At 56.8% G+C, this 17,321-nt stretch carries 13 protein-coding genes; 7 read left to right on the top strand and 6 right to left on the bottom strand.

The window, feature by feature from the left end:
• The first annotated feature begins 4 nt into the window (after nucleotides 1-4).
• Genes murB through ftsZ form a run of 5 tightly spaced genes read left to right on the top strand, consistent with a single transcriptional unit; the run spans nucleotide 5 to nucleotide 6,806 of the window.
• Complete coding sequence (gene murB / locus VGH19_17635; protein HEY1173195.1) at nucleotides 5-2,401, top strand: UDP-N-acetylmuramate dehydrogenase; 2,397 nt, start codon at nucleotides 5-7, stop codon at nucleotides 2,399-2,401.
• 6 nt (nucleotides 2,402-2,407) lie between these two features.
• Nucleotides 2,408-3,310 (top strand): D-alanine--D-alanine ligase, encoded by a 903-nt coding sequence (locus VGH19_17630; GenBank protein ID HEY1173194.1) that lies wholly within the window; start codon nucleotides 2,408-2,410, stop codon nucleotides 3,308-3,310.
• Between the two features lie 9 nt (nucleotides 3,311-3,319).
• Nucleotides 3,320-4,279, top strand: coding sequence for an FtsQ-type POTRA domain-containing protein (locus VGH19_17625; protein HEY1173193.1), 960 nt, complete (start codon nucleotides 3,320-3,322; stop codon nucleotides 4,277-4,279).
• Nucleotides 4,272-5,501: a cell division protein FtsA gene (ftsA, locus tag VGH19_17620; protein HEY1173192.1), complete on the top strand. Its 1,230-nt coding sequence runs from the start codon at nucleotides 4,272-4,274 to the stop codon at nucleotides 5,499-5,501. Before VGH19_17625 ends, ftsA begins: the two co-directional genes overlap by 8 nt.
• A gap of 18 nt (nucleotides 5,502-5,519) precedes the next feature.
• On the top strand, nucleotides 5,520-6,806 hold the full coding sequence (ftsZ, locus tag VGH19_17615; protein HEY1173191.1) for a cell division protein FtsZ: 1,287 nt from the start codon (nucleotides 5,520-5,522) through the stop codon (nucleotides 6,804-6,806).
• 65 nt (nucleotides 6,807-6,871) lie between these two features.
• On the opposite strand, the gene VGH19_17610 is transcribed toward ftsZ, so the two are convergent.
• The 3 genes from VGH19_17610 to VGH19_17600 are packed head-to-tail and all read right to left on the bottom strand — an operon-like array spanning nucleotide 6,872 to nucleotide 11,047.
• Entirely contained in the window at nucleotides 6,872-8,281 is a 1,410-nt protein-coding gene (locus VGH19_17610) for a hypothetical protein (GenBank protein HEY1173190.1), read from the bottom strand.
• A 12-nt stretch (nucleotides 8,282-8,293) separates the two neighbouring features.
• The gene (locus tag VGH19_17605; GenBank protein ID HEY1173189.1) at nucleotides 8,294-9,661 is read right to left on the bottom strand and encodes a hypothetical protein; all 1,368 of its coding nucleotides are present in this window, start codon (nucleotides 9,659-9,661) and stop codon (nucleotides 8,294-8,296) included.
• A gap of 18 nt (nucleotides 9,662-9,679) precedes the next feature.
• Nucleotides 9,680-11,047, bottom strand: coding sequence for a hypothetical protein (locus VGH19_17600; GenBank protein ID HEY1173188.1), 1,368 nt, complete (start codon nucleotides 11,045-11,047; stop codon nucleotides 9,680-9,682).
• Nucleotides 11,048-11,363: 316 nt separating this feature from the next.
• On the opposite strand from VGH19_17600, the gene VGH19_17595 reads away from it, so the two are divergent.
• Nucleotides 11,364-12,764, top strand: coding sequence for a sugar transferase (locus tag VGH19_17595; protein ID HEY1173187.1), 1,401 nt, complete (start codon nucleotides 11,364-11,366; stop codon nucleotides 12,762-12,764).
• Nucleotides 12,765-12,977: 213 nt separating this feature from the next.
• Here VGH19_17595 and VGH19_17590 read toward each other — a convergent pair whose 3' ends face one another.
• Complete coding sequence (locus VGH19_17590; GenBank protein ID HEY1173186.1) at nucleotides 12,978-14,291, bottom strand: nucleotide sugar dehydrogenase; 1,314 nt, start codon at nucleotides 14,289-14,291, stop codon at nucleotides 12,978-12,980.
• A gap of 213 nt (nucleotides 14,292-14,504) precedes the next feature.
• Here VGH19_17590 and VGH19_17585 point away from each other — a divergent pair, with 213 nt between their 5' ends.
• Entirely contained in the window at nucleotides 14,505-15,746 is a 1,242-nt protein-coding gene (locus VGH19_17585) for a glycosyltransferase family 4 protein (GenBank protein HEY1173185.1), read from the top strand.
• A 134-nt stretch (nucleotides 15,747-15,880) separates the two neighbouring features.
• Here the strand turns inward: VGH19_17585 and VGH19_17580 are convergent, their stop codons facing one another.
• A complete protein-coding gene (locus VGH19_17580) occupies nucleotides 15,881-16,597 on the bottom strand; it encodes a class I SAM-dependent methyltransferase (protein HEY1173184.1) in 717 nt (238 codons plus the stop codon).
• Nucleotides 16,598-16,599: 2 nt separating this feature from the next.
• Nucleotides 16,600-17,271: a glycosyltransferase family 2 protein gene (locus VGH19_17575; protein ID HEY1173183.1), complete on the bottom strand. Its 672-nt coding sequence runs from the start codon at nucleotides 17,269-17,271 to the stop codon at nucleotides 16,600-16,602.
• Nucleotides 17,272-17,321: the final 50 nt, after the last annotated feature.

Genomic DNA, 17,321 nt, shown 5'->3' with positions numbered 1-17,321 from the left:
AGGCGTGAAGCGTTTGACAACCAGTGAAGTGGCGGCATTGCTGGCGGCGGCACCAGCGGGCGCGACGGTCCATCTCGTGGGCGCAGGCGGGTGCGGCATGAGCGGGCTCGGGCATCTCCTGCTGGACCTCGGCTTCGGCGTCTCCGGTTCCGATCTGGCGGATGGCGAAGAAGTGCGGCAACTGCGTGGTCGGGGTGCGCGCATCTACGAGGGACACGCCGGACGGATCGTAGAAGAGCATCGTCCGGTGCTGGCGGTTTATACATCGGCTGTTCGTCTGGATAATCCTGAATTGGTCGCTGCGGAGCGTTTGGAGATTCCGATTGTACGTCGGGCGGTTTTACTGGCAGCATTGTTGCATCAGCAGCGCGGGATTTGTGTGGCGGGAATGCATGGGAAGACGACGACGGCATCGTTGCTGTCTTTCGCGCTCAAGCAATTGAACGCGCAACCGAGTTACGCAGTCGGTGCCTTGGTGCCGCAACTGGGACGGCACGCGATGTTTTCGTTGAACGGCTTGGCGGTGAGTTCGGCCAATGGTGCGCGGAGTGGGTTTGCGGTGGAAGATCGGGAAAGCACTCCGCATTTCGTCATCGAGGCGGATGAGAGCGATGGCACATTGCGTGAGTTTCATCCGGAGCACGCGATCATCCTGAATGTGGATGAGGAACATTTGGATTACTTCGCGAACTTGGATGCGATCTGCGAGGAGTTCAACCGGTTCGCTGGGCAGACGCGTGGTTTCGTGGCTTATTGCGCGGATGATCCGCGGCTGGTGTCGATGTTCGCTCAACGTCCGAACAGCGTTTCGTTCGGATTCAATCCGCTGGCGACGTATCGCATCGAGCAACGCAAGCCGACTGGGACTTACAGTAACGCTTTCGAGCTGTGGCGCGGGGAAGAGCGGTTGGGCGAGTTCAATCTGTCGCTCGTTGGCGAGAAGAATGTGTCCAATGCGGCGGGTGCGGCGGCATTGCTGCATACGCTGGGGCATCCGATGGAAGACATCGCGAAGGCGTTGGTTCCGTTCAAGGGCGCGGCACGGCGGCAGCAGGAGCTTTATCGGGATGAGGCGGTGCGGGTATTCGATGATTACGGGCATCACCCGGAAGAGATTGAGACGACATTGCGGGCGTTGAAGGGATTGGCGAAGGGACGGTTGCTGGTGGCGTTCCAGCCGCATCGCTACACGCGCACGCAACATCTGCTGGGCAAGTTTGCGACGGCGTTCAAGCGGGCGGATTGCCTGTGGATCAATGAGATTTACGCGGCGAGCGAGCCGCCGATTCCCGGTGTGAGCGGCGAGTTGTTGGCGGATACTGTACGGCAGACGGGGCAGGTGGTGGAATTCGCGCCAACACTGGGTGACCTGAAAAAGCAGATTAAAGCTGTACTTCGCCCGGGTGACTTGGTTCTATTTTTAGGTGCGGGAGACATCACGAAGGCGGCGCATGAATTTGCGGTAGAATTGAAGACGGGCATGAGCGGATTTGAGTCCAGCGCGTTGGATGAATTGGTGACGAAGCTGTCACCGGAAACGCTGTGCCGTCGTGATGAACCTTTGGCCAAGCGCACGACTTTGCGCGTGGGTGGCAAGGCGGACTTGTTCATCGAGCCGCGCAATGAAGCGGAGTTGGCGGAGATCGTGCGGTTTTGCCAGGCGCGCAAGGTGCCGTATTTCATGCTGGGTCGCGGCTCGAATCTGTTAATCCGGGACGGCGGCATCCGGGGCGTGGTGATTTCTTTGGCGCATGAACATTTTAGTCGAATTGCGATCGAGGGATTGCGTCTGACGTGCGGTGCGGGTGCACGCTTGAAGAATGTGGCGCAGGAAGCGAAGCGTCGCGGCATCGCAGGCATGGAATTCATGGAAGGCATTCCGGGTAATATCGGCGGCGGTTTGCGGATGAATGCGGGAGCAATGCAGTCCGAGATGTTCGCGGTGGTGGAGTCGGTGCGGTTCATGGATCGCGCGGGCAACATTCATGAGCGTCCGGCAAGCGAGGTGCCGGTGGAATACCGGCATTGCGCGTTGTTCGATGACAATATCGCTCTTGGCGTGGTCTTGTGCGGGAAAGCGGATGAACCGACGGCAATCGACGGGCGGATGCAGGCCTACAGCCAGAAGCGTTGGGCATCGCAACCGGCCAAACCGAGTGCGGGTTGCATCTTCAAGAATCCGGCGGTGATCCCGGCGGGCAAGCTGGTGGATGAACTGGGCTTGAAGGGCACGCGGGTGGGTGGCGCGGTGGTGTCTGCCGAGCATGGAAATTTTATTGTGAACGATGGTTCAGCGACGGCGAAGGACGTGTTGGCGTTGATCGAAGTCATCAAACAAAAGGTGCGGCAGGCGCGCGGTATCGAGATGCGCACGGAAGTGCAGATCATCGGGGAAGATTAATTTGAAATGAGCGGGAAGTTGCATATCACGGTGATGTTGGGCGGACCTTCCGCCGAGCGTGAAGTGTCGTTGCGCACAGGCGCGGCGGTGGCGCAGGCATTGCGCAGTCTGGGGCACAAAGTGGATGAGTTGGACCCGAAAGCACCGGGCTGGAAATTGGCCGAAGGCACTCAGGTGGTGTTCCTCGCGTTGCACGGGACTTACGGTGAGGACGGCACGGTGCAGGCGGAATTGGAGAAGCTCGGAATGCCTTACACGGGTTGCGGTGTGGAAGCGAGCAAGCTGGCTTTTGACAAGGTGCTGACGAAGAAGCGGTGCGTGGAGAAGGGCGTGCCGACGGCAGCTTTTGCGGTGTTCCAATCAGCCGGTGAACTGATGCCTGCGCATTTGCAACCGCCGCTGGTGATCAAGCCGGTGCGGCAGGGATCAAGCGTGGGTTTGCAATTCGTGGATACGAAAGAGCAGTGGCCGACGGCGTTGAAAGCGGCGTTGGAGCATGACACGGAGGTGCTCGCGGAAGAGCGCATCATGGGTCGCGAGACGACGGTGGGCATTCTTGGCGGACAGGTTTTGCCGGTGGTGGAAGTGCGGCCGAAGCAGGGGGCTTACGATTACACGAACAAGTACACGGCGGGTCGCACAGAGTATCTGTGCCCGGCCCCGTTCGATGAAAAGACAACGAAGGCCATCCAAGCGGCGGCGCTGGGGGCGTTCAATTCCATCGGCGGGCGTGATTATTCCCGTGTGGATGTGATGGTGCGGGAGAATGGGGAACCAATCGTGCTGGAAGTCAACACACTACCCGGCATGACGGAAACGAGTTTGCTGCCCAAGGCGGCGGCGGCGATTGGGTTGAGCTATGCGGAGTTGTGCCAGCGTATGGTCGATCTGGCACTGGTGAGGAATTGAGGAACGACAATGATGTTTTTTGGCAAACAAACTAAGAACCGGCGGCTGAAGCGCGATAACGTGCTGGAGGTGAAGCTGCGCTCTGAACAGGTGCGTAAAGAGCGCCTGAAGCTGGCGAGCGGCGTGATCGCGGTGTGCCTGACGCTGATCATCGGTGGCCTGGCGATCTGGCGTGGCGGCGAGTGGTGCATGGACCGCCTGGTGTATGAGAATGATGCTTTCGCCATCAAGACGGTGGATGTGAAGACGGATGGTGTGCTTTCACCGGATGTGATCCGGGCGTGGTCGCAAATCAAGACGAACGCCAATCTGCTCGCGCTCGATCTTAAGCAAGTGAAGGACTATCTGGAACTTGCGCCGATGATCCAGCATGTGTCGGTGGAGCGCGTGTTACCCTCCAGCTTGCGCATCCGTGTTACGGAGCGTGTGCCAGTGGCGCAGGTCTATACGTTGCGCCGTCCGGTGAACAGCAACCGTTATGAGCCGTTTATCTATCATCTGGATGCGAATGGTTTTGTGATGCTGCCGGTGGGCAATAATCTGCGTTCGGAACCGACTCCAGCAGGCGAATGGTTCCCGACAATCACGGGTGTTCCAGCGAGTGAATTGCGTCCGGGCAAGCTGCTGGAAGTGCCGCAGATCCAGGATGCGTTGAAGCTGGTGGTGGCGTTTGAGAATTCGCCGATGTTTGGCTTAGTAGATTTGAAACAGGTAGATGTCTCGGAGCCGGAGGTGCTGAAGGTCTCCACTTTGCAGGGGAATGAAGTGGTGTTCCGATTGAAAGATTTTGAAGGGCAGTTCCAGCGCTGGCGCATGGCGTTTGATTACGCGCAACGTGTCGGCCAGCGGTTGGGAGTGCTGGACCTTTCGGTGACGAACAACGTCCCCATGCTTTACGCGCAACGCTCGGATGCGCCCATCCCCGCGCCCAAGCCCAAAACCACCCGAACCCGCAAAAAGAATGTTTGATTCCGCCAACATCATAGTCGGCCTCGAGATCGGCACCTCCAAGGTGTGTGCTGCCGTCGGCGAGTTGAACGAGAACGGCGCGCTGAGCGTCATCGGCATCGGCCAATCGAAGTCTCGCGGTGTGCGCAAGGGTGAGATCACGGACGCGACCGTCACCGAGGAGGATATCCGCAATGCCATCGTGGAAGCAGAGCAGATGGCTGATGTGGAGATCCGCAGCGTGTATCTGGGCGTGACGGGCAGCCATATCCGCGGCTTCAACAATCATGGTGTGCATCCGGTCGTTTCGGCGGATCGTGAGATCAATGAGGATGATGTGCAGGATGTGGTGCGTAATGCGAAGGCGGTTAATCTGCCCGCAGAGAATTATGTGGTGCATGCCATCCGCCAGCATTTCACGGTGGATGGGCAGAGCGGTGTCCAGAATCCGGTAGGTATGCTCGGTGCGCGCGTGGAGATCGATGTACATGTGATTCATGGCAATCTGAACCGCATCAAGAACTCGATTCGCACGGTGAAAGGATTGCAGCTCGAGGTAGAAGAGGTGGTGTTTGGCGGATTGGCTTCATCGTTGGCAGTGTTGAACAACACGCAGAAGGAATTAGGCGCACTGGTCATCGACATGGGTGCTGGCACTACGGAATACGTGGTCTACAACAACGGCGTGGTGAAGCATACGGGGGTGCTGGCGGTGGGTGGTGACCATATCTCGAATGATCTGGCGTATGGTCTGAAATTGCCGCTCGGTCGTGCGGAGCAACTCAAAATTGAGCATGGTGGGGCGATCATGGAAGATGCGTTGCGCGGCAAATCCATCGCGTTGAGCAATGAGGTCGGTCTGCCGGCGCGCACGGTGAATTGCGATCATCTGCGTCGCATCATGTCGTTGCGCATCGAGGAGACGTTGCAGCTCATAGACCAAGATTTAGCGCGGCAAGGGTTGCATGAGTATCTGCGCGCGGGCGTGATCATCTGTGGTGGTGGGGCACGCATTCCGGGCATCCAAGACTTGGCGGAGCGGGTGTTCCAGATGCCGGTGATGCTGGGGCAGGCTTGCTCAATCAGCGGTTTGAGCGATGCGCTGAAGCAGGCGGAATTCGCGACGACTATTGGGTTGGTGAAATTCGGTTCGTTGCAGCAGAAGAACAAGACGGGCAAGGGCAGTCTGTTCTCTGGAATCAAAGAAACCTTTGGCTCGTTGATGCCGGGACGGCGCGGCTAACCCATAACTGATATCCGTATGAACTTCTCAGATATAAGCGGAAACAAGGCGCTGACGATCCGTGTCTTTGGCGTGGGTGGTGCTGGCGGCAATGCGTTGACGCGGTTGCTGGTGAATCCGCCTGGTGACGCGAAACTCACGGTGCTGAACACCGATTCGCAAGCACTGGTGGCTTGCCCGGTGCCGGACAAGCATTCGCTGGGTGCAGCAGACATGCGTGGATTGGGAGCGGGAGGTGATCCGGCAATGGGACAAGCGGCGGCGGAAGCGGATGAGGAACAGCTCAAGGCGATGTGCACGGGAGCGGATTTGGTGTTCATCGTGGCTGGTCTGGGTGGTGGCACGGGTACGGGGGCGAGTCCGGTATTGGCACGCATCGCACGGGAAGCGGGCGCTTTGGTGCTGGCGGTGGTGACGTTGCCGTTCGATTGCGAAGGCAGTCGCCGTCGCAAGCAGGCTTTGCTGGGCTTGGAACATTTAAAGGCTGAGGCGGATGGTGTCATTTGTCTGCCGAACCAGAAGGTGTTTCAGTTGATCGATGAGAACACGAGTTTGGTGAACACGTTCGAGTTCACGAATGAATTGATCGCGGACGGTGTGCGCGGCATCTGGCGGCTCGTGACGCAGACGGGGTTGATCAATATCGATTTTGCGGACTTGCGCTCAGCCTTGAAGGGACGTCATGCGGAGAGTTTTTTTGCCACGGCAGAGGCGACTGGTCCTCAACGGGCGAAGGAGATCGTGGAGAAGATCTTGGCGAGTCCGCTACTGGAAGGCGGCGAGATGCTGACGGGTGCGCAATCCGTGCTGGTGAGCATCATGGGCGGTTCTGATCTTTCGATGGCGGAAGTGAACCGCATCATGGAGCAAGTGAACCGCCATGCTGAAGGCGCGCATCTGATCCTAGGTGCGGCGATCGATTCACATTATGACGAGCGCTTGAGCGTGACGCTGGTGGCGTCGCGTTTCCAGGTGGATGCACCTGCTTCGCCGGACAAGATCGAGATACCGCGCAGTGTGGCGGCGGATGCGCCGGAGATGCAGACGCATTTCCTGCGTCGTGCGGAATCGTTGCAGCATACGCAACGCTTCGTGGCTCCGGCACCGGAGTTTTCTGCCGAGAAGACACAGGAGCTTTTGCAGGCGAAGGGCGGGCGGCGCCGGAAGAATGCGAGCGCGTTCCAGCAACAATTGCCGCTGGAAGTGGTGTCTAAGGGACGTTTTGAGAAGAGCGAGCCGACGATCCATAAGGGTGAGGATCTGGATGTGCCGACGTATATCCGGCGGGGGATTTTGCTGAATTGAGTTGGCTGAATTTTCAACCGCAGATAGACGCAGATCAGCGCAGATAAGGCGACGCTGTTTAAGATTCAGCGGGCTGAGGTCCTTTCCACGGTGAAGACGATGTCGTCATTCTCTGGAGTTTCTTTTTCTGAGCGAGTGAACCCACCGTCGTCTTGGGCGTTTTCGCCAGTGCTGTAGACGCGAAAGCCTTTTTTGGTGATGCGATAGAGCAGGGGAGATTGGGTAAAGGGATCAAGAAGGGGTGCTTTCAGATATTGAGGAGTCAGTTCGCCAAGTTTTTTTGGCAGGCTCTTGTTTTCCATGCGGAAACGTTCGATGGCGAGGGCAGTTTGGGTGATGCGCAGGCGGGTGATCAATCCGGCATGTTTCTCAACCATGCTTAACATGATGGGGGTAAGGTAGGCGGTGGCGATCATATCCATGCTTGGCTTGCCTAATGGTATGAAACGATCTTCAAGTGTCCGGGTTTGTTGTAAGGCAGTCATTGGATCCAATTTAAGGATGGCCTCCAGTTCTTCGCAGATGTACAGGAAGTTCAGCAAGTCGGCTGATTTAGCGCCGCCACTTTCGTAAACGGCCCATCCGAATTTTTGCAGAGGAGGTGGCCAAGTATCGAAGGGGGTGGAGGAAGTGAAAAGTTGCTGGCCAGCGGGTTCATGCCATGAACCAATGATAAAGGTGCGTTCGCCATGAAGTATCCGCAGGAGATCGGTTTTGCTTTCTGAATCGGCAATCATCTGTTGCAGGCTGGCGAGATCAGGTGATGGAAATCCATCCCGTTGAAGGAGCATTTCAAGACTGCTCTCTGAAACGCTGAGGCAGGCATTACGCACCAAGAAAGAGATAAGCGTTGGTTCGCCAGCCAAGGAGTCGGAAACCTGGAAGGAAACACCGATAGATTTCAATGCTGCAGAATGCCGGCCTTCAGCGAGATGATGCAAAGACTCTACGCGAAGCAACTTGGTGATTTTCTTCGGCTCAATCAAGTCGGGTAACAGATTGGTGGCTCCTTGGTTCAGGTCCACCGGATAGCGCCATTTTGGTTTGGCGACAGCATCGTAGATGAGGCGCAATGCAGTTTGATTGCTGACTATGATGCCTTGCAAAATTGCACGAGCCGCAGGCGTGATGGGGTTCGTCACGTACATGACACTGTTGGAGGACAGATCGCCAATCCAAGGAGCATAGATTTCGTCCCATTCTACGTAGTGATTCCGATATTGTAGCAGCAAGACGGTTCCGTTATCCGCATCGGGGATGTGGGTGTAAAAAGTATCCAGTTCAGCCAGGTTAGTGGGCAGGTTTTGGGTGCGGATGGCGGCCAGCTTGGTGTTGATTTTACCTTGAGTGCGGTGGCGTTGGAACAGGCTGAACGCCAAGAGTAGCAAGATGAAGAGAAGGATGCCGCCCCAGCCGAAGACGGCGAGGCGATGGCGGCGGAGCCAGGAGCCGGTTGTTTGGGTGGATGGTTCCATGCTGCTCAACGGTCAAGGTGAGGGTGCTTTTTCTACGGTGAAGAGGATGTCATAATCATCCTTGTAGCTGCCTTTTTTACGAGGTTTCCCGTCATTATCGAGGCCGTCAGGACCGATGCTCCAGAGGTCAAAGCCTGTGGCGGTTTTCCGGTAACGAAGCGGGCTGGCATCAAACGGATCGAGAGGAATGCCGGGGATGGAGGTGAGGTTTTCGGGGAGATCACCGGCGTGTTCCGATTGGTAGATATGCAGCAGCAGGGCCGCGCGGGCGAGGCGAAGATACGCGCGTGCCGTCACATTTCTTTCACCTGCCTTGAGAAGAGCTGGAATGGTGATGCGGGTGATCCTCAGTCGCAATTTCGCATCGGCAACCTGTATGCGCAGGGCTTTATCCACTTCTGCGAAGGCGGCGGTTATCTGTTCAGCGGGCTTTCCGCTGGCGGCGATGGATTGCTCCATCAACACTGTATGCAGGGCGAAGTCCTGCTCATTCAAACCGGTGATTTCATAAAAAGAAGAGATGAGCGATTGCTCGAATGAAGCCTTAGCGATTCGTTGCGAATTGTTAAAGATTTCCAAGGCCATGGCGCGTTCACCCGTCATGGCGCGAGGCAGGTTGAGAGCGTTTTCAGCAGTCTCCAGCTCCATCAGCAAAGGCTTCAAGAGGGATGGAGGAAGGGCAGTGCGGTTCAGGATGTTTTCCAAGGCTGTGCAGGTGGTGAAATATCCAGCAATCTGAACGAGGTGCGAAATGAGCGTCGGCTCATCGGACAGAGAAGAAGCTGCCTTCAAGGAAACGATGAGCGAATCAATGGCGGCTTGTGGATGGTTTTCCACAGTGTGATGGAGTGATTCCAAACAAAGGAGACGCACAGCGTCTCGGAGCTGGGTAGCGTGGGGCAACAGGGTGTTATAACCGGCAGTCAAATTGACTGGATAGCGCGCGGTGGAAAGCTGGCTGCCCTCGTAAAGCAGTTTAAGGGCGTTCTGATTGGAAGAGATCACCCTGGCCAGTTCAGCGCGGGCTAGAGCGGGAATAGGGTTCGTGCGGCTTAAGATATTGCTTTTGGAATAGCTATCGAACCATGGGCCGGTGGGCGGAATGCCGACCATCAGGGGAAAGGCGCTCAAATAGATGGTAGCGGCGTTTTGATTGACGGGAGGTTCGACATACCAAGCATTCAACTCTGCGGTAGAAGCAGGGAGCCCTTGGGCACGGATGGCAGCGAGCTGGGCCGCCATTTTCTGGCGTGATCGCCAGTTCTGGAATTGGGTGTAACTGACGAGTAACAGCGTGAACAGAATGATGCCGCCCCAACCGAGGACGGCGAAGCGGTGGCGGCGAAACCAGGAATTGGTGGATGCACTGGTGGTCTCCATACTTCAGAGTTAGCAAAGTCAGGGTGATTTTTCCACGGTGAAGACGAGATCGTAGGCGTCGCCGGAGTTTTTCTGTCTGGGTTTGCCGCCTTGGTCGATGCCATCAGGGCCGATGCTCCAGATCATGAAGCCGGTTTCGGTGCGGCGGTAGCGGAGGGGTTTGCCATCGAAAGGGTCCAGGGGGATTTCGTTGAGAGCGGACAGGGATTCGGGATGTGGCCCGGATTGGAGGATCAATGCGAGGCGGGCAAGGCGAAGTTGGGCGATGGTCGTCACGTGACGTTCTCCAGCCTTTTCCAGTGAAGGGAGCATCATGCGCGTGAGGAGCATGCGCAGGGGATATGTGTTGGCGAGTTTTTGATTGAATGAGGCAGAGGCTTCTTTCAAGGCGGGATTCAGCCGGGTGACTTCGTTGGTGCAGGCGGAAATATATTCCTCCATGACCTCCAGGTAGGTGCGGCGGTCGGATTCTTTAAGGAGCGCATCATAGGCGCTGGCGGTCAATTTGGTGCCGAAGGAGGGGCTGGAAGAGGCGGCTGGGGAGTTCATATTGGCTCCAAATATCTGGACGCTGTTCCCAAAGGCGTCGAGACCGATGGCGCGCTCGCCGGCGAAGGCGCGCTGGGGATGGAGGGAGTGTTCGGCACGGAGGATTTCGTCCAGCAGGGGTTTGACAGTGGAAGGATCAAAGCTGGCGCGGGACAAAATATTCTCCAAGGAAGTGGCGGTCTGGGTATAGGCGGCACATTGAAGCAAGGAGGAGATGATGACGGGTTCATTCGACAAGGAATGGCCGACGCGCAAGGAGACGATGAGGGAATCAATGGAAGCGGCCAGGCGGGCATTCAATGCGTGGTCCAGGCTTTCATACGTCAACACGCGGGTGGCATTTTTTAATCCATTGAGATGACTGAAAGTGGCATTGAAGCCGCCGCTGAGGTTTATGGGGTAGCGTGAGGAGGGGAGACGCGCGCCATCGTGGAGCAGTTTAAGGGGGGCTTGGTTGGAGGCGACCAAGCTGGCGAGTTCTGAGCGGGCGGCAGGGGGAATGGGGTTGGTGCGAGAGAGGATGTTGCTGCTGGACTGGGTATCGAACCATGGGGTGGAAGGCGGAACGCCGGTGATCTGGTTGAAAGCGGTACCGTAAACAAGGGCGGCGTTATCCGCGACGGGTGGTTCGGGATACCAGGCATCCAGATCAGCGGCGGAGGTGGGATAGCCTTGGGCACGGATGGCGGCGATCTGGGCGGCGAATTCCTGCTCGGTAAGGTTCCGCTTAAAAGCGTGCCAGCCTAGCAAAAGAGCAAAGATGACCAGGCCAGTGATGGGAATAATCCATACGCGAGAACGGTTTGGTTTTGGTTTGAAGTTGGTCGCCACACTCATGGATTGGGACAAAATAACAAATAACAGAAACCAGAGCCATTACAGAGGTTGCCGATATTTCGAACCGGAAAGGAGTGAGGAATTCCTTTGATGGCGTGTCTGGGCTTGAGTTGATCCGTGAAAAAAGAGAAGGTTTTTAAGTTCTTGAAAGGGAGGGGCTTGGCAAAATGCAATACCGCGTGATTTTTGCTTGTTCTATGAGGGTGAGAGCGTAGGGTGAAAGTGTTAGATACTAGCGGAGTCGTATTAAGCTATGGTAACCAACGGAATTGAAAGCCGACATTTTGGACGCGTGTCACAACGATTCGTTGTGGACATGGCGATATTTATCGCGGCGTTTTTGGTGGCGTTCATCCTGCGTTTTCAAGAGGAGTGGATGCTGGCGGTAATGGATCACTGGGCGGGGATTTTCCTTGGGGGGGCATTCTATTCCTGTGTGGCGTATATCTTCGGTTTTTACTCTTTTCACGGCATCCCCAGCAATCCAGTGAGCCGGGTGCTGGCGGTGAGCGGAGCGGTGACGCTTTCAGCAGTGCTGATGTTGGGTTTCTTTTATCTGTTCCAAGTGGCTGGGATTGGTCGTGGTGCGATGGCGCTGGGAGCAGTGATCGCGGTGGTGTGTCTTGGGGTGTACTATTCGTATATACGACACCGGGAAGAAAGTTTTCGCGAACGGATGGTGGTGATCCTGACGAGCTTGGATGATGAGCATGAGTTGATGTTGAACCGTCGCCTTTGGGAGCCAGGATTGGAATTGGTGGGCGTGGTCGCGGCGGCGGATTACCATCCCGGCGAAGGCTTGAAGGTGCTGGGCAAGATTGCCGACCTGCCACAGATCGTGCGTCGGCAAGACGTCAGGCGCGTGGTGTGTGCGGAGAGTTGCATCACCTCGCCGGAAAACTTCCGTCAGTTCTCTGAGTTGCGTTATTCTGGGGTGATCGTGATGCCGTTGATCAGCATGTGTGAGGAGTTTTACCAGTTCATACCGCTGGTGTTGGTGACGCCCGCCTGGTTGTTAGCAGCGAGCGGTTCGCCGCGATTGACTTATATCCGCAAGATGAAGCGGGCGTTCGATATCGTATTTTCCTTGCTGGTATTGGTGGCGCTCTCCATCCCATTCCTGATCGGAATGCTGCTGGTGCGGTTGACGAGCAAGGGGCCGATTTTCTACCGGCAGGTGCGGTCAGGGCGGTTCGGGCAGAAATTTGAGATGCTGAAATTGCGCTCCATGAGAGTTGATGCCGAGGCAGCGGGGGTGCAATGGGCAAAAGATAAAGATCCGCGAGTAACGCCAGTAGGCGATTTTCTGCGCAAGTACCGGATCGATGAGATTCCTCAGTTACTCAATGTATTGAAGGGGGAGATGTCTTTGGTGGGGCCGCGTCCGGAGCGTCCGGAATTTGTCACGCAGTTGGCGGAACGCATCCCGTATTTTCAAGAGCGGTTGATGATCCAGCCGGGCATCACGGGGTGGGCGCAGGTGAAGTATCCGTATGGGGCGAGCATCGAGGATACGCGCAAGAAGCTCGAGTACGACCTGTATTACATGAAGCACATGAGTCTGTTGCTGGATCTGTTCATCCTGCTGGACACGGTGCGGACGATTCTCTCAGGTGGTCTGGGGCAGAAGGCACGCGACAAGGCGCCGCATTATCATACGCGGCATTCTCATCAGGCGGCTATCGAAGAGACGGAAGCGGCGGGGATGCGGAGTTAAACGGGATAGCGGAAACATCGAACTCCCGACTCCGAACATCGAGACAAGAGTTGGAATAGATGGTGAATTAGGGAATTTGACGGCTACGGCGGATGACAAATTACTGCCGGATGGAATCCGGCAGCAAGGGGTTCAGGCTTCGTCGGTCTTTAAATTCGCGACTGACCAAATAATCCACCGTTCTGCCGATGAGAATCTGCGCTGCTTACCAAGTTAGGCGCAGGGGCGCCAGATGATGGCTTTGGTGGCTGTTTTGATACCGCCGGAGACGAGGTCTACCACTTTGATTTCGTGACCCAAGTTGGGGAGCAAGGCGCGGGCTTCGTCGTTGCCGTTGCCGATGACGATGATCTTGGCACCTTTCACCAGTTCCTCGACGGAGCCGACAATGAGGTGGCTGAGGTGGGGCAGGTGGGTTTCGATGAATTTCTTGTTCGCACCGATGAGGCGTTCGGGTGAGACGTTGCGATCGTAGATACGCACTTGCTTGCCCGCCTTCATGAGTTCCTCGATGAGCTTGACCACGGGAGATTCGCGGAGGTCATCGGTGCCGGCCTTAAAGGCGAAGCCGAGGACGGCGATGGGTTCTTCCTTTTGCTCAAGCAGGTAGCGGAAGGCGCTGTTGAAATGGGCGTCGTTGCTAAGGCCGATGCCTTCCATGAGGGGAAGCTCCACACCGAAGGAACGACCAGCGGCAGCGATGGCGCGGAGGTCTTTCGGCAGACAGGAGCCGCCGTAGCAGAAGCCGGGCTTCAGATAAACGGGGGAGAGGTTCAGCTTGGTATCCAGAGAGAAGATGCGCATGACTTCATCGGCATTGGAGCCGAGGGCTTTGCTGGCGCGGCCGATCTCGTTCGCGAAAACGATCTTCAGGGCATGGAAACAATTGTCGGCATACTTCACCATCTCGGCGGTACGGACATTGGCATGGACCATGGGGCCGGGAATGCCGTCGTAAAGCTCGGCGATCTTCAGGAAATCTTCTTCGGATTCCGTGCCGATGACGGTCTTGGGCGGGTTGTAGAAATCATGGACGGCGGTGGATTCGCGCAGGAATTCGGGATTGATGCCGACGCCGAAGCCGAGGCCGGTTTTCTTGCCGGACGTTTTCTCCAAGGCGGGGATCACGGTGCCATCGATGGAGCCAGGCAACATGGTGGAGCGGATGACGACGATGTGGCGTGAGGGTTTATCACGCAGAACTTCGCCGATGTTTTCGCAGACGCGGCGGATGTAGGTGAGGTCGATGCTGCCATCGGTCTTCGATGGCGTGCCAACGCAGATCATGGAGACTTCGCTGTCGAGGACGGCGGCTTTGTAATCGGCAGTGGCACTGACGCGACCGGCGGCGACACCTTCGCCCAGCATCTTCTCGAGCTCGGGCTCGATGATGGGGGATTTGCCAGCGTTGATCTGGCCGACTTTGAAAGCATCGGTATCCACACCGATGACGGTGTGGCCCTGACGGGAGAAACACGCGGTGATGACCGCGCCGACGTAACCTAATCCAAAAACGCTTACTTTCACCGTGGTTCAAATATAGGGCCAGGTCCGACAGGACCCAACTTTGATTCATTGCAGGCAAATTGCCGTGTGACGCGGAGACTTTGGCGGGAACATGAGTGGGGAGCAAGCCGAGAGACGGGGAAGATTTTAATCACAGATGTATTGGAGAGAATAGGTAGAAGAGGATAGCGATGGCTTGTCTTGAGAACGTTCCAAGGACAACTTAGGGCCTTGATGAGTGAGAAGAAGCCATGGCGTATCGTGTGGTTGAAGAGTGGGCCGCTGCATCCGGTGGATACGGGCGGGAAGATCCGCACGTACCAGATGTTGAAGGAATTGAACCGGAGGCATCCGGTGCATTACGTGGCGCTGGACCCAACGGCGCGGCAGCACACGGCACAGGCGAGCGAGTATTCGCGTACGCAGACGTGGATCGACTGGCAGGAGACGCCGAAGGGCTCGCCAAAGTTCGTGGCTGAACTGGGATCCAATTTTTTGTTTAGCCGGAATCCGTATGTGATCGACAAGTATCGGTCGAAGCCTTGGGAGCAGATCATTGCGAAGCTGGATGGTGAGGGGGCGATGGATGTGATGGTGTGCGATTTTTTGACGCCAGCGCCGAGTGTGTTTCATGGGAGCTTTCGTCCAAAGACGCCGTGTCTTTTATTCCAACATAATGTGGAGGCGCTGATCTGGGAGCGCATGGCGGCGAATGCGACGGGGTTGAAGAAATGGTATTTTAACCAGCAATGGCAGCGGCTGCGCACGGTGGAGCGGGAGTTTTGCGAGAAGTTCGATGCGGTGGTGGGGGTGTCGGACAATGACTGTGAGCTGATGCGGAAGGATTACGGGCTCACGAATGTTTTGGGGAGTGTGCCGACGGGGGTTGACGTGGAGTTTTTCCAGCCATCCACACAGCCAGCGAAGCCGGGCAAGATCGTATTCCTTGGATCGATGGATTGGCAGCCGAACATCGATTGCGTGTTGTATTTCAATGAGGCGATCTGGCCGAGGATCAAGGCGGCGGATCCGCAGGCGACGTTTGTGATCGTGGGGCGCAAGCCACCGGAGAAGGTGCTGGCGCTGGCGAAGGCGGATCCATCCATCATCATCACTGGCACGGTGCCGGATGTGCGGCCGCACTTGAACGACGCATCGGTGATGGTTGTGCCGTTGCGCGCGGGTGGGGGAACGCGCATCAAGATTTATGAGGCGCTCGCGATGGCTTTGCCGGTGGTGTCTACGCGGGTGGGGGCGGAGGGATTGGATATCACGGACAAGCAGGATATCCGGTTGGAGGATGAACCGAACGCGTTTGCGGATGCGGTGATCGCGTTGTTGAAGTCACCGGAGGAGAGGGCGCGAATCGGTGGTAATGCGCGGAAGCTGGTGTGTGAGAAGTTTAGTTGGGGATCGGTGACGGATCAGTTTGAGGAGTATCTGACGCGAACGATTGAGATGGCGAAGGGAAGATGACTTTAGACAGAGAGGTTTAAACAGAAGGACGCGGAGGTAGCGAAGGGAAAAGGTTGGGGAGGCTGGACAGGCGGTGGCGCCTGTCCCACTACGGTGGGCGAGGGCGTCTGCTCAATGACATGAAATCACTGCGGTTACTTGGCTTCGGCGACGGCTAACAAACTTTGGCCGAAGGGGGGGGCGGGGAGCCAGCTTTCTACGGTGCTGGTGACGGGGAAGATGATGCGGTCGAACATGCGGACGGAGCCAACTTCGAACTGGCGTTTCTTCAACACGCAGAAGTTCAACCACCAAGCAAAGTAGCCGGTGACGTTGAAGTATTGCAGGCGGATGATGTCGAATCCGGCTTCCGTGAGCTTCTGCTGAAGTTCGTGCTTCTTGTAACGGCGGAAGTGGCCGAAGTCTTTGTCAATGGGCGCGTAGATCTCAGGTCGCGCAGGGACGAAGAGGCAGAGGCGACCATTGCGTTGGCTAAGGAGTTTGGCGTAACGCTTCAATTCATCGACGTCATCCTGAATGTGTTCGAGCACATTGATGCACACGACGCCATCCCATTGAGAACCTTCGTTCAAGGCGCTGACGGTACCGCGGATTAGCGGGATGTCCGGCACGGTCGCCTTGAACATGGCGCAAAAATCGGGGTCGGGCTCGATGCCGAGGACGGATTTCACGGCGGGCAATGCTTTCACCATGGTGGTGATCTGGCCGATGCCCGCGCCGACCTCGATGACGTCACCTTGCAGATGCGGGCCGAATTCGATGAGGAGGCGTTTGCGGTAATTCTCCGCCTGCTTCAGGGCTTCGAACTCGAAGTTGTTCGTCAGCGCGAATTCATTGGGGCGACTCGACATGATCAGTTGAAGAGATTGTACTTCAAGATGCAGCGGAGGGCGCTGACACCGTCTTTCCAGCCGATCTTTTTGCCTTCGGCGTAAGTGCGGCCGTAGTAGGAGATGGCGACCTCGTAGATGCGGGTATCGAGCTTGGCGATCTTTGCGGTGATCTCGGGTTCGAAGCCGAAGCGGTTCTCCTCGATCTTCACTTTCTGGATGATCTCGCGGCGGAAGACTTTGTAGCACGTCTCCATGTCCGTCAGGTTCAGGTTCGTGAACATGTTGGACAGCGTGGTGAGGATCTTGTTGCCGATGGAGTGCCAGTAGTAGAGCACGCGGTGCGAACCCGAACCGAGGAAGCGTGAGCCGTAAACGATGTCCGCGCGGTCAGCGAGAATCGGGCGCAAGAGCAGGTAATACTCCGTGGGATCGTATTCGAGATCGGCGTCCTGGATCAGCACGATGGGGCAGGTGGCTTTGCTGATGGCGGTGCGGAGCGCGGCGCCTTTGCCCTGGTTCACTTCGTGATGATAGAGCTGGATGCGCGGATTCTCGGCGGCGAGCTTTTGCAGCACGGCATAGGTGCCGTCCTTGGAGCAATCATCCACAACCACCAATTCCTGCACGGGCTTTTGCTCGAGCACCACGCGGATGACCTCCGCCACGGTGGCCTCTTCATTGTAGACGGGCATCACGACGCTGGCGCAGGGGGCCAGGTCGTCGTTCTTCGTCGCGTGCAGAA

This window comes from Verrucomicrobiia bacterium, assembly GCA_036405135.1.
Classification (GTDB): domain Bacteria; phylum Verrucomicrobiota; class Verrucomicrobiia; order Limisphaerales; family JAEYXS01; genus JAEYXS01.
This window is presented reverse-complemented; position numbering and strand designations above follow the sequence as displayed.